Source organism: Oceanobacillus alkalisoli (assembly GCF_021556485.1).
GTDB classification, from domain to species: domain Bacteria; phylum Bacillota; class Bacilli; order Bacillales; family Amphibacillaceae; genus Oceanobacillus; species Oceanobacillus alkalisoli.
The window spans coordinates 46609-60148 of sequence record NZ_JAKGBW010000004.1 but is presented as its reverse complement, the minus strand read 5'-3'; the positions used below and the strand labels follow the sequence as shown (position 1 = coordinate 60148).

The window sequence follows — 13540 nt, the reverse complement described above, 5'->3', positions numbered from 1 at the left end:
CTTACCTTTACTTATGGCTATTATACTGTTTAAATGTTTATATATTTTTTACCATTTCTGTCCATTCATTTAAATATCAAAGGTAATATTTTAGTTCTTATATGATGATTAAAACGATAAAGAGGAGAGCCTAAAATTGAAAACAAAAGTTTTACATTTGATAGGACATTTGAAAATGGGGGGTGCCGAAACATTAATAACCGAATATGCACTCAAAATTAATAAAGAAAAGTTTGATATAGTTATAGTCACTACATCGAGCCGAACTAACTCAATTAATGAAACTAAACTAAAAAAGGAAGGTATAAGAGTAATATTTTTAGGTGACAATGATATATTTCAAAATCCTAATAATAAGTTAAAGCGTCTAATAAATACCTTTAACAGATACAAATTATTTATAAATCTGGTAAATGTTGAAAAACCAAATATTATTCATACTCATTTAAGAACAATTCCTTACGTTTTTGCAATTAACAACAAAAGAAAAAATATAAAACTTTTCTATACAGTTCATAGTGAAGTAAGAGTTTTATTTAAAAAGTATTATCTGAGAATAATGTCCAAATATTGTATACACAGAAAAGGGATGACCCCGATAGCATTACATAACAGAATGAAACAAGAAGTAAATACCTTTTTTAATACTAATACCTGCATAGTTTTACCTAATGGTGTCGATATGAACCGCTTTAAAAACATTAAAAATAGTAAAACAGAACTCTTAGATGCCTTACATATTAATAAAGATGCATTTATAATTGGACATATTGGTCGTTTTGTAGAAGTTAAAAATCATAAATTTCTGGTAAGCTTATTCGCTGATTTTAAAAAAAAGTGTCATTGTGCTCATCTTGTTCTTGTAGGTGATGGGGTACTTAAAGAACAAGTTAAAAAGCAAGTTATTGACTTAGGGATTCAAGATAGGGTGAGTTTTCTAGGTCAACGTGGTGATATACCAGAGCTATTAAATATAATGGATGTATTTGTGTTTCCCTCATTTCATGAAGGATTTGGTAATGTATTAATTGAAGCGCAAGCTATGGGCGTTAAATGTGTAGTATCAAACAACGTACCTAAAGATGCTTTTGTAACAAATTTAGTGACTCCAATTTCATTAAATGATTCAATTGAAAAATGGTCTCAAGCAGTTAATAATTTAAATCCTACAGAAAAAAATGCTAGAGATTTAAGTAAATATGATATTAATCACATTATCAGAAAGCTAGAAAATATATATATAAAATCATTAATAAGATAAATCAAAAAATGTATTTAACTTATGTTGATTATTTTAATTGATAAATAAAACTCTAATTAACTTAAAAAAGAGCATTTCCTTTTTCCTTAAATTAGTACCTAACAGGTTAATTTTCAAAACGCCATAGTAAATTAATTCACAAAAATAACGGGATTTTCAAAAAAAGATCGGTGAGCAATGAATTAGTAGGAGCTTAACATGAAAAACAAAATCACCAAATTAATAAAATCATCTTTCGTTCGAAATGTATTAATTATGTTAACAGGGACCGCTGGAGCGCAAGTAGTGGCAATGGCTTTATCTCCTATTATAACTAGGTTGTATGGTCCTGAGGCATTCGGTGTCATGGGCACATTTAATTCAATGATTAGCATTCTAATACCTATTGTCGCTCTAACATACCCAATAGCTATTGTTTTACCTAAAAGTGCGCAAGACGCAAAAGGACTTGTACGTTTATCTTTGATTATCACTGTCTTTTTCTCTTTTCTTTCTCTTTTAGTTTTGTTTTTTTTCCAAAATCAAATCGTCAATATTTTTAACTTAGATGAAATTGCTCCCTATCTATATTTAATACCATTAGTAGTAATTTTTTCGGGCTTATTGCAAGTCTCCGAACAATGGTTAATTAGAGTAAAACAGTTTTCTATTAGTGCCCGTGTAACTTTCTTTCAATCAATTATATTAAATGGTAGTAAAGTGGGAATTGGGCTTATATACCCTGTTGCAGCAGTTTTAGTGGTTATAACTGCTATAGGTAACGGTCTAAAGGCTATGATGTTAATAACCCTTTCTAAGAAAAATAATCAAGATACAAATAAGTCAATAAATGAAAAAAAGAAAACACTAAAAGAACTAGCGACAGAATATTATGACTTTCCTTTATATAGAGCACCAGAATCATTCCTTAGTGCAATAACCCAAGGATTACCAGTACTTATGCTTACTGCTTTCTTCGGTCCAGCCTCTGCGGGATTTTACTCTATAGGTAGAACAGTATTGTCAATACCAGTACGGTTTATAGGAAAGTCTGTGGGTGACGTTTTTTATCCTCGTATTGCTGAAGCGGCAAATAATAAAGAAAATGTAACTGAGTTAATAAAAAAAGCAACGTTAGCTTTATCTGGTGTGGGTATCATTCCTTTTGGTGTGGTTATGTTATTTGGACCATTTATATTTTCGCTTATATTTGGATCTGAGTGGGAGATTGCTGGAGAATATGCTAGATGGATTGCTTTATGGTCTTTTACAAATTTTATTAACAGACCTAGTGTAAGATCGCTGGCGGTTTTAAATTCTCAAAGATTTCACCTGGTCTATACAGTTGTTATGTTTATTATCAGAACGGTAATGTTGGCTATAGGTTTCTACTTATTCTCTAGTGACCTTGTTGCAGTAGCATTATTTAGTATATCGGGAGCGATATTAAATGCTGTATTAATATTAGCTACATTAAGTATCAGTAAGAAGAAATTTAAATTAAATGATTAATGAGTTAATATTGAAATGGTCAATTGAACATAAGTCGTTAGATTAGAATAAACGGTATAGTTTTCCAATTAAAGTTCAATCATACTATTTCTGATTTCGAAGAGAAGCTTATTCTATATCTATTATTGGGGTTAGTAAATGACTTTAAGTTTTTAATGAAATGTTTATGTTGAAAGGTAAAGATATTAAACTAGATTTATGAGCATATTAATTATTATATCAAAGTTTAAGTAGGTGCTAAATAAATGAGTGTTTTTAAGGTATTTAAAGATAAAATGAAAGAATTCTTTTATAGATTCTTAGTCACAGATAAAATTCTGATCAATATAAGATTTAAACATAGGTTAGGAAGAAAGGTAGAACTAGAAAATCCCGTAAAATATAATGATAAACTTCAGTGGCTAAAATTACATTGGCGTGATCCATTGGCTACAAAATGTGCTGATAAATATGAGGTACGGCAGTTTGTAACTGAAACAATTGGAAGTAAATACTTAAATGATCTCTATGCCGTTTATGACTCAGTTGATGACATAGACTTAGATAAGTTGCCAAACTCATTTGTTTTAAAAGGGACTCACGGTTCAGGATTTAATTTAATTTGTAAAGATAAAAGTAAAATGGATTGGAAACTAGAATTTAAAAAAATGAAGAGATGGCTTAAAACTAATTATTATTGGTCTAGGAGGGAATGGGTTTATAAGGATATAAAGCCAAAAATAATATGTGAGAAGTTCATTGAGCAAGATGATTTAGAGGAATTAAGAGACTATCGGTTCTTTTGCTTCAATGGAAAGCCCAAATTTATTACTGTAGATTTGAGTATAAATGATAAAAAGAGAACGAGAAGAAATCTATATGATTTAGAATGGAACCTTATGGATGAAGAAATATTCTATCCTAAGGAGTTAGACATAAAAATTAATAAACCTGAAAAATTAGATGAGATGATAAAATTAAGTAAAAAGTTATCTTCCAAATTTCCGCATGCAAGAGTTGATTTTTATTATGTAAAGGGTAAAATCTTGTTTGGAGAAATTACATTTTTCCACCAAAGTGGGATGGGAGAAATTAGACCACTAGAATTTGAAGAGAAAATGGGGAGTTGGTTGGAGCTTCCTATACCTCATCGCTAATTAATTATATAAATTAATAGGAGTATAAGGGTTTATATAAGAGGCGTTTTAATGAAAATCTTAATTTCCGGATTTGGTTATGTCAAGGAATCGAAAGTAATGTATGAACCGACATTTTCAGATGTTTTTTTGGCAATAATAGAGTCATAAATAGCGATACATTTAATAAAAATGCTGATGAAATTATAGTAAACTGAATATCAAGTGTTACAAGAGGTAAAGAACAAGGTATACACAAGTGACCTATTTTCAGAGATTAGGAGTGTTAGAAAAATGTTATATCAACCACTTGAAACAAGTAAAACCTACCTCATTACTGGCGCAGCAGGATTTATAGGAAGTTATATATCAAAACGATTACTTAACGATGGCTGCCAAGTTATTGGGATAGATAATCTAAACGATTACTACGATGTAAATCTTAAAAAAACTCGTTTAGAACAATTAGAAACCCAAGAAGGTTTTACCTTCATCAAAGAAGATATTTCTAATAAGGAAGCAGTAGAGAAAATATTTAATGAATACAAACCCCAAATTGTAGTAAATCTCGCTGCACAAGCAGGTGTCAGATATTCAATTGAGAACCCCGACGTATACATACAAAGCAATATTATAGGATTTTATAATATCTTAGAAGCATGCCGTCACTATCCAGTAGATCATCTAATATACGCTTCCTCAAGCTCAGTTTATGGGGCAAATAAGAAGGTACCATTTGAAGAGACAGACTTTGTGGATACTCCTGTTTCTTTATATGCTTCGACTAAGAAATCAAATGAATTAATGGCTCATACATATAGTCACTTATATAAAATCCCTGCAACCGGATTGCGTTTCTTCACCGTCTATGGTCCAATGGGACGTCCAGACATGGCTTACTTTGGTTTTACGGATAAATACTTTAACGAGGAACCAATTAAGATTTTCAATAACGGTGACTTTGAGAATGATCTATATCGTGATTTCACGTATATTGATGACATTGTAGAAGGAATTGTACGATTGCTTCACAATCCACCACAAGGTGAAGATGTTCAGCATAAAGTCTTTAATATTGGAAATAATAATCCGGAAAAACTAATGGTCTTCATCGGAGCACTTGAGAAAGCTCTGGGCAATGCTTTAGATAGGGAAGTAGAATTCAATAAGGTATATGAGCCAATCAAACCAGGCGATGTTCCGGCAACTTATGCATCAACTAAACTATTACATGAAGCTGTTGGCTTTAAACCGGAGACACCAATTGAAGAAGGCCTACAGAAGTTTGCTGATTGGTACGTGGAGTATTATAACAAGAAATAGTTGTTTGTAAACTTTGATTTAAGATAACAATTTAAGAATAAGTAAGGAGCATAATCCCATGAAAATAACAGTGGCAGGCACAGGCTACGTCGGTTTATCCAATGCAGTTCTCTTAGCGCAGCACAATGAAGTAACTGCATTAGATATCATTCAAGAAAAAGTGGACATGATCAATAATAAAAAGTCTCCAATCGCAGATACTGAAATCGAGACTTTTTTAGAAACAAAGGAATTGAATTTAAAAGCTACAACAGATTCAGCTGAAGCTTTTAGAGATGCCGAATTTGTTATCATCTCTACTCCTACAAACTATGATCCGGAGCAGAACTACTTCGATACAAGTTCTGTTGAATCGGTTATCGAAAATGTTATGGAGGTAAATCCGGATGCAGTTATGATTATTAAATCAACCATACCAGTTGGATATACAAAGGAAATACGTGAGAAGTTTAATAGTGATAATATTATTTTCTCTCCAGAGTTTCTAAGAGAAGGTAGAGCATTGTACGATAATTTACACCCTTCTCGAATTATTGTTGGAGAGCGGTCAGAGCGTGCTAAAAAGTTTGCAGACCTTTTAGCAGAAGGTGCGATTAAAGAAGATATCCCTGTATTATTCACAGATTCCACCGAGGCTGAAGCAATTAAATTATTCGCTAATACATATCTCGCCATGCGTGTATCATTCTTTAATGAATTAGATTCCTATGCCGAGGTAAAAGGGTTAGACAGTGAGCAAATCATCGAGGGTGTCGGATTAGATCCGCGAATTGGTGGCCACTATAATAACCCTTCTTTCGGATATGGCGGTTACTGCTTACCAAAGGATACAAAGCAGTTGCTTGCTAACTTTGAAGATGTACCGAATGAAATCATTCGAGCGATTGTGGACTCGAACGATACCCGTAAGAATCATATTGCAGATATGATTACAAAACGAAATCCAAAAGTAGTCGGCGTCTATCGTTTAACAATGAAGACTGGTTCCGATAACTTCAGGCAGTCTGCGATTCAAGACGTTATTAATCGAATCCAGGAGCAAGGTGTAGAAGTAGTAATCTACGAGCCTGTGCTAGATGCTGCGGAGTTTGAAGGTTCACGTGTGTTTAAGGATTTTGAGGCCTTTAAAGCGGAGGCAGATGTGATAGTTGCTAACCGTTTGTCTGAAGAGTTGAAGGATGTTGCAGAGAAGGTTTATACGCGGGATGTTTTCAGCAGAGATTAATAAGATTTAAAATGAATATGTTTTGTTTAAGTTGAGTAGCTGCAACTATTAAGTTAGATTACACTATGAACATATATGGTAAGACGATTATCACCACAGGTGAAAGTTACATATCAAAGTCAATTCTCGTGGAAAAGTGCCATCCAGCCCAGTATATTAAACAATAAACCGTGCTGGATGGCGTCTTTTTTTCCATGATACTTTTATGAAGTGAAGTTATTATACCAGTCGGTTATAATAGACTAAATTAAATTATTTATCTAATCTATACTTCTCAATAACAGAAAGATTAAGTGTTATTCCAAATCCTGGTCCATCGGGTATTTTATAAAATCCATTTTTAAACTCATTTCTATTCTCAATAATCTCATAAAACAATGGATCACGGTCAGGATGAAAGACTTCTAGAAATGTTCCTGTAGTCGTAGAACCCAATAGGTGAGCTGATATATGAGGCTCTTCGTGGTGAGCCATGTCAAAACCTAATGCTTCTGCTGCTCCAGCAGCTTGTTTCCAAGCGGTAGGTCCTCCACTCCAACTAGCGTCGAAATTACATACATCTATTGATCCAGCCTTCATTAGCTCAATGCATGCAGCTGGTGAATCTTCACTTTGGCCTGCTGCAACTGGAATTCCAGACATTAAACGAATATCTTTCATAGCATCTCTGTCGTAGCTCCAACGACAAGGTTCTTCAAACCATCTAATATTATAATCCCTGACGCCTAAAGCAAACTTTAGCGCATCGTTTCTGTCCCATCCTTGGTTAGCGTCTACCGTTAAAATAAAATCATCACCTGCTGCTTTTCTAGCGATTCTGACTCTCTCGATATCGACTTCAGGCGATCTTCCACCTACTTTAAATTTACAGGCTGCAACACCCATTTCTTTATATGTTTCTATATCTTGGATAATCTTCTTTTCATCTACATCTTTGTCCTCGGTGTAATAGCCACCTATTAACATTACTGGAAGTTCTTCTTTTGAACCTCCCCATAACTTTACAAGGGGCATACCGAGAGTTTTACCAATAGCATCATGGACGGCACTATCAATACAAGCTAAAGCGTTTAGAGCAATTTTTCGATCAGCAAGAATATTGAATGTTAATGGATATAGTTTTTGCCATATTTTCTTCACTTCGAATAAATTTTCGCCAATCAATAAGGGAGCCATTTCATTCTTAATCATCTTAACAATGAGATTCAGGTCATCTAGCTCATCACCGTTATAAATTTCTCCAACTATTCCATCTTCTGTGGTAATCCGGGTAATTACTGTAACTCTGTACTCCATGAAATAGTTACTCCCTTTAAACACACGCTTTAATGGCATTTTAATTGGGATTGCCTCCACATCAACAATCTTTGAATTTAATTTACTTGTATTTAATTTCTCATTTTCAATATCTAGCATCATACTTCCTCCTCTATTTTTTTATAGATACTGGTTTGCAGGATTCTCTTATTATAAAATTTGTAGGAATTACGACAGGCTCTAACTTTCCATATGTTTCGGGGTTATCAATATAATTAATTAATGTATTGACGATACTTTTCCCCATTTCATCAATTGGTCTATGAATTACGGTAAGTGGTGGGTCGAGTAATTCCATTAGTTCACTATCTTCAAAAGTGATAAGTGAAATATCGTCTGGGTATTTCAGCTTTGCTTTTCTCATACCCCGTAGCACTCCATAAAACATTTGATTATTTAAGCATAAAATAGCTGTTAATTCTCCTTTTTGAATATCGGGTAATAACTCATTAAATAATGCTTCTCCTGATTCGCTTGATAATTTTCCGTTCTTAATATAATTGTTATTTAGTTTAACCCCGTTTGATAGAAAAGCATCCTTATAGGCACTGATACCTTCCCGAGTTGGTCTGATTTTCTTATCGCCCCCAATAAGAGCGATGTTTCTATGTCCTAGACTTAATAAATAATCGATCGCTTCATTTACTGAAAAATAATAATCTGTTACTACCCCTGCAGGAAGAATTGGTACATCACGATTAATCGTAACTATAGGTACCTTAATATTCGCTAGGGATCTATTTAACTCAAAATCATCTTCTTTAGGGATAGACAAAATAATACCATCCGATTTTCTACCTTCTAAAAAAGATGAAATTTTATTACCAATATCTTTTTCACCGATATTACATAAAGATAAGGTATACCCGTGTTTGTCTAGTTCAATTTGTGATTCCTTTGCAATTTGTGCGAAAATAGGGTTTGATATATCAGCAAAAAAGGCGATATTTTTATATCTTTGTGAACGCATGCTTTGAGCAACATTATTAGGAGTATATCCTAGTATTTTAATGCTCTCTAAAATTTTTTCTTTTGTACTCGTACTGATATTTGGATTCCCATTAATTGCACGCGAAACTGTTCCAATACCGACACCAGCATGTTTAGCGACATCTTTGATTGTAATTTTTCTACTCATAGCATTGTCTCCAAATCAAATGTAATGATTAAATTATTTGTCCACTAGAAGTAAAGAGATTTCAGGTATAAATATAACCAATATTAAACAAATAACCATAATGATAAAGAATGGGATGACACCTCTTACCACGGTACCTAATCTTTCTTTTGTAATTCCGCTTACAACAAAAAGATTGAGCCCGACTGGTGGGGTTATCATCGCTAGTTCCATGTTAATCGTCATTATAATCGCAAAATGGATTAAATTGATATCGAAAAATAGTAAAGCAGGAAGTAATATTGGTAAGGTTATCAATATAATAGCCACCGCTTCTAGGAACATTCCTAGAATAAAGAATAAAGCATTAACTCCAATTATAAACATCCATTTATTTGCACTGTTGTCTGCAATCCATTCTGAGAAGAATTGAGGTACTTGTTCAATCGTAAGAAATGTAGAGAATATCAATGCAGAAGCAATAATTAAGAAAATCATTGCAGTTGTATTTATTGATTCTTTGACAATCTCTATGAATTTCTTCATATTCATTTCTTTATAAATAAATACTGAGATAATAATAGAATAAAATACTGCAACAATAGAAGCTTCTGTTGGCGTTACAGCTCCCATATATATACCACCAATAATTATTACTGGCAGGAAAAATCCCCAAATTGCTTTAATAGACTTTTTCCTTCTTGTGTCCCAAGTGGCTTTCTCTAATCCGCCAAGGTTGTGTTTTCTTGCATAAATAATGGCGAAGATTATTAACATTAATCCTAAAAGGATTCCAGGAATAACACCTGCAATAAATAGATCACTAATGGATTGTTCAGTAATCGAACCATAAATAATTAACGCAATGGAAGGGGGGATTAGAATTCCTAGAGTTCCACCAGCAGCTATTAAGCCCATTGCATACTTTTTACTATAACCAGCATCTATCATAGCAGGAATCATAATGGATCCAACTGCAGCAGCGGTTGCTGGGCTTGAACCAGAAATTGCTGCAAAAATCATACAGGCTAGGATAGTTACGACAGCTAAACCACCTTTGATATGACCGACCCAAGACTTTAAGGCTTCTATAAGATGATAGGATATCCCTCCTTTTGCCATTATCAATCCTGCAAAAATAAAACCAGGTATTGCCATTAATATAACACTGTCAACTGCTGAAAACATGTTGTGGGGAATGGTTCTTATATTGAAATCAATGAGCACTAGTCCCCCTATACTTGAGATACCCAAGCTAATACCTATTGGAACTCGCATAACAAGAAGTAAAGCAAAGGTAATAAACAAAACGATAACAGCATTATCCTGCAAGAATTCCATCATTCTGTTCCTCCTCTTGCCCCTTATTTTTGAAGAACATTATGATTTTCTCTATATATGCTAGTAATAAAAGGAGCCCTGTCAACGGCATAATTAGGGAAGTAATCCAAAGAGGGATTCTTGCATCAAGTGAAACCCCTCCAATTTTAAAAGCTTCGATTACCATTAAGGTGCCATAATAGAGGAAGAAGATAGAAAATGCGATCCCTAAAAGATATCCAATAAAGTCTAAAACTCTTTGTGCCTTTTTTGGCAATACTGCATATACAAGATCTAAAGCAATATGGTTGTTGTTTTTCAAAGCTGTGCTAAACCCAATGAATATGGCCCAAACTAATGTTAAAGAAAATATCTCTTCAACCCAATGAACAGGACTGTTAAAGATATAACGCATAATTACTCCAAAAAAGCTTACACACATTCCAGTTAAGAATAGGGGTACCATTATAAACTTTTCCAGCATTTCAATTCGATGCAATGTAATCCCTCCTATATCTAATTAATTTAGTTACCTGTTTAACGCATCTTCTACGACATCCTCACCAAATATTTCTTTGTACTTCTCGTATACTGGTTCAAATAACGTTCTAAATTCATCCTTCTCCGCGTCAGAGAATTCGTGTATTTCAATGTTTCCTCTTTCCTGCATTGCTTCAAGACCTTCTTCATTAAGTCTTTGTACCTCAGATCTAGCTGTTTGTGTTCCCGCATCAATTCCTTCTTGGATTACTTCTAGAGTCTTCTCATCCAAGCTATCCCAAAAGGTGTTATTGGTTAATAATACATAGTCAACTCTACTAAAATTATTTATAGTCAAATATTTTTGAACTTCGTCAATATTAGCCGACGCAATACTGCTTAGTGTGTTTTCTTGACCGTCTATTGTGCCTTGTTGAAGTGCCGTATATACCTCATCAAAAGCTATGGAAACGGATCCTGCCTTTAAGATATCAAATACATCTGCAAGCACCTCTCCACTCGATGTACGAATTTTTAACCCCTTATAATCCTCTGGACTTTTAATAGCATTTTTATTATTGGTTATGACTCTAAAGCCGTTTGGCCACATTGATAATGCTTTAACTCCTTCTTTTTCGATCGTCCTCATAATATCTTGTCCATGTTCACCATCCCAGAAATCCTCAGCCGCTTCATCTGAATTAAAAACTAATGGTAACGATGCCATATCAAAGGCAGGTTCGTACTTTACCAATTTAGACATATCAGGAAGAATAAACTGCACGTTATTTGAAACTAGGTTTTCAAATTCATTTTTATCATTGTATAGAGAGCTGTTAGAATAGACTTTTACTTCAATTTCTCCGTCAGTAATTTCTTCTATTTTTTCCTTCATAGCCATGGCTCCTACGTGTTTAGCAGTGTTTTCGGGTGCTACATGAGAGATCGTAATTTCGTCAATGGAATAGTTACTTTCCTTAGAGCTTGTTTCATCGCCACAGCCAGCAAGAATGATCAATCCCCCTAAAAACAACATTAAAAAAACAGTTTTCAACTTCATAATATTCCTCCTTTAAATTTGGAAACGTTTCCATATTTGTTTTCGATTATAATTTATATTCAGATAAATAGCAAGGTGAATTTTATAAAAACTTTATAATACTTGCTTATTATTTATAAATAACACTGGAGTTATAAGCTTTAGCATGTTATTTATTTATATCTTTTCGGTGATTATTTATTTTGGAGAGACTTTTTAGGCCTGAATTTAAATATTTAGTCTATACAATTAAAAATATTGTGTTAGAATTATTGGCAATTAACTTTCAATATAAAAAATTATAAAATTAGGAGGAGTTAATTTTGAAAATTGTTGATGTGAAAATTATTCCCGTTAATCGCTTTTTGTTTGTCGAAGTTCATACCGATGAAGGAATCACGGGTGTAGGGGAGTCTGGAAGTTGGGGATTTTTAGATGCATCTGCTGAAGCCGTTAAAACATTTAAGACATATCTTATCGGACAAGATCCTTTAAAAATTGAACATCATTGGCAGTACATGTATCGTAGTTTTCACTTTCGTGGTGCAGCCATTATGGGAGCTTTAAGTGCTATCGATATAGCATTATGGGATATAGCAGGAAAATATTTTGATACTCCTACTTATCAATTACTAGGTGGAAAAACACGTGATAAGGCTAGGGTATATTATCATGTTGGGGGCGATACTACAGAAGATATAATTGATAATTTAAAAGAGGCAAAAAGACTGGGTTATACTGCTGTGGGACATTTGACTCCTTTTTTAGACGAGGACAGAGCTATTCCATACTATGAAACGCATGCTCAAAAGATAGGAAATGCGATTGACAGAGTTAGAATGTACAGAGAGGCGGTGGGGGATGAAGTTGATCTTTGTATTGAAATTCATAGAAGACTAAAACCAGCCGAGGCTATAGCTTTAGCTAAAGGAATTGAAGAATACCATCCTTTATTTTTTGAAGATCCAACAACACCTGATAATTTCGATTCAATGGTTAATATAGCAAATAATATTAGTATCCCGCTTGCTACAGGGGAAAGATTTCATACACCGCAAGAATTTACCTACCTATTGCGGAGGGATGCTGTTGACTATGTTAGACCCGATGTTTGTATGTGCGGAGGGATCACAGGAGCTAAGAAAATCGCTGCCCTAGCCGAAGCAAATGATGTTATGGTAGTTCCTCATAACCCTTTAAGTCCGGTAAGTACCGCAGCTTGCATTCAGATTGCGGCATGTATTCCAAACTTTGCATTGCAGGAATATCCAGGTGATGATAGAGCTTCCGCGACTGAACGCTATATTTCAGCTAAAACTGATGATGAAGATAAAAGCTTTAGACAATCGGATATAGTCAAGAAAACATTAGAAGTGGAAAATGGTTATATAATTATACCGGAGAACCCGGGGATTGGTGTGGAATTGGTTGAAGATGTTGAAAATCTATTTCCATACTCTAGAAGAAGTATAGAGACTCGGCTCCATGTTGATGGTTCTGTGGTGGATCAGTAGTTTTAGATAATTGATGCTTAGCTGTAATATGAATAGGAGTTAGTTGTTTATTAAAATATTAATAATTAAATGAGCTGAATGGTTATGATTTGCCATTCAGCTTATTTGGTTGGCTATTTGCTTACAATTGGTTCTCATTATCATCCCCGTCCTCTACTAAACATAACAATTCATTCGTATCCGTAATATCCAATGCCTCCGCAACTTTACTCAAATGTTCCGATTGGACGCGCTGTCGCTTTCCGTTTGCTAATTCACTTAAAGTAGCCCGCCGAATGCCGGTTTTAATATGCAATTGTGTAATGCTGAGATTATGCGGATGAAGTAACTCGTTGATT

General features: G+C 33.9%; 12 protein-coding genes. 6 read left to right on the top strand and 6 right to left on the bottom strand.

All coding sequences use genetic code 11. From position 1 onward, the window contains the following. The first annotated feature begins 136 nt into the window (after positions 1 to 136). From LZD48_RS05580 to LZD48_RS05560, 5 genes are all read left to right on the top strand, one after another. Positions 137 to 1261, top strand: coding sequence for a glycosyltransferase (locus LZD48_RS05580; protein ID WP_235761757.1), 1125 nt, complete (start codon positions 137 to 139; stop codon positions 1259 to 1261). 198 nt (positions 1262 to 1459) lie between these two features. Next, positions 1460 to 2752, top strand: coding sequence for a lipopolysaccharide biosynthesis protein (locus LZD48_RS05575; RefSeq protein WP_235761756.1), 1293 nt, complete (start codon positions 1460 to 1462; stop codon positions 2750 to 2752). 245 nt (positions 2753 to 2997) lie between these two features. Then, complete coding sequence (locus tag LZD48_RS05570; RefSeq protein ID WP_235761755.1) at positions 2998 to 3888, top strand: ATP-grasp fold amidoligase family protein; 891 nt, start codon at positions 2998 to 3000, stop codon at positions 3886 to 3888. A 273-nt stretch (positions 3889 to 4161) separates the two neighbouring features. Next, on the top strand, positions 4162 to 5190 hold the full coding sequence (locus LZD48_RS05565) for an SDR family NAD(P)-dependent oxidoreductase (RefSeq protein WP_235761754.1): 1029 nt from the start codon (positions 4162 to 4164) through the stop codon (positions 5188 to 5190). Between the two features lie 58 nt (positions 5191 to 5248). Further along, positions 5249 to 6415 (top strand): nucleotide sugar dehydrogenase, encoded by a 1167-nt coding sequence (locus LZD48_RS05560; protein ID WP_235761753.1) that lies wholly within the window; start codon positions 5249 to 5251, stop codon positions 6413 to 6415. Positions 6416 to 6667: 252 nt separating this feature from the next. On the opposite strand, the gene LZD48_RS05555 is transcribed toward LZD48_RS05560, so the two are convergent. From LZD48_RS05555 to LZD48_RS05535, 5 genes are read right to left on the bottom strand one after another with little or no spacing between them, the layout of a single operon-like run. Continuing rightward, entirely contained in the window at positions 6668 to 7831 is a 1164-nt protein-coding gene (locus LZD48_RS05555; RefSeq protein ID WP_235761752.1) for a mandelate racemase/muconate lactonizing enzyme family protein, read from the bottom strand. A gap of 13 nt (positions 7832 to 7844) precedes the next feature. Continuing rightward, positions 7845 to 8870 carry a LacI family DNA-binding transcriptional regulator gene (locus tag LZD48_RS05550; RefSeq protein ID WP_235761751.1) on the bottom strand — a complete coding sequence of 342 codons (1026 nt, stop codon included), beginning with the start codon at positions 8868 to 8870 and terminating at the stop codon, positions 7845 to 7847. A gap of 33 nt (positions 8871 to 8903) precedes the next feature. Continuing rightward, complete coding sequence (locus LZD48_RS05545; RefSeq protein ID WP_235761750.1) at positions 8904 to 10193, bottom strand: TRAP transporter large permease; 1290 nt, start codon at positions 10191 to 10193, stop codon at positions 8904 to 8906. Next, positions 10171 to 10668, bottom strand: a complete 498-nt coding sequence (locus LZD48_RS05540) for a TRAP transporter small permease (protein ID WP_235761749.1) — start codon at positions 10666 to 10668, stop codon at positions 10171 to 10173. The genes LZD48_RS05545 and LZD48_RS05540 overlap by 23 nt, the downstream gene beginning before the upstream one ends. Before the next feature lie 30 nt (positions 10669 to 10698). Further along, positions 10699 to 11709: a TRAP transporter substrate-binding protein gene (locus tag LZD48_RS05535; protein ID WP_235761748.1), complete on the bottom strand. Its 1011-nt coding sequence runs from the start codon at positions 11707 to 11709 to the stop codon at positions 10699 to 10701. 302 nt (positions 11710 to 12011) lie between these two features. Here LZD48_RS05535 and dgoD point away from each other — a divergent pair, with 302 nt between their 5' ends. Further along, positions 12012 to 13202, top strand: a complete 1191-nt coding sequence (gene dgoD / locus LZD48_RS05530) for a galactonate dehydratase (protein ID WP_235761747.1) — start codon at positions 12012 to 12014, stop codon at positions 13200 to 13202. A gap of 121 nt (positions 13203 to 13323) precedes the next feature. On the opposite strand, the gene LZD48_RS05525 is transcribed toward dgoD, so the two are convergent. After that, a complete protein-coding gene (locus LZD48_RS05525) occupies positions 13324 to 13539 on the bottom strand; it encodes a helix-turn-helix domain-containing protein (protein ID WP_310739787.1) in 216 nt (71 codons plus the stop codon). Position 13540: the final 1 nt, after the last annotated feature.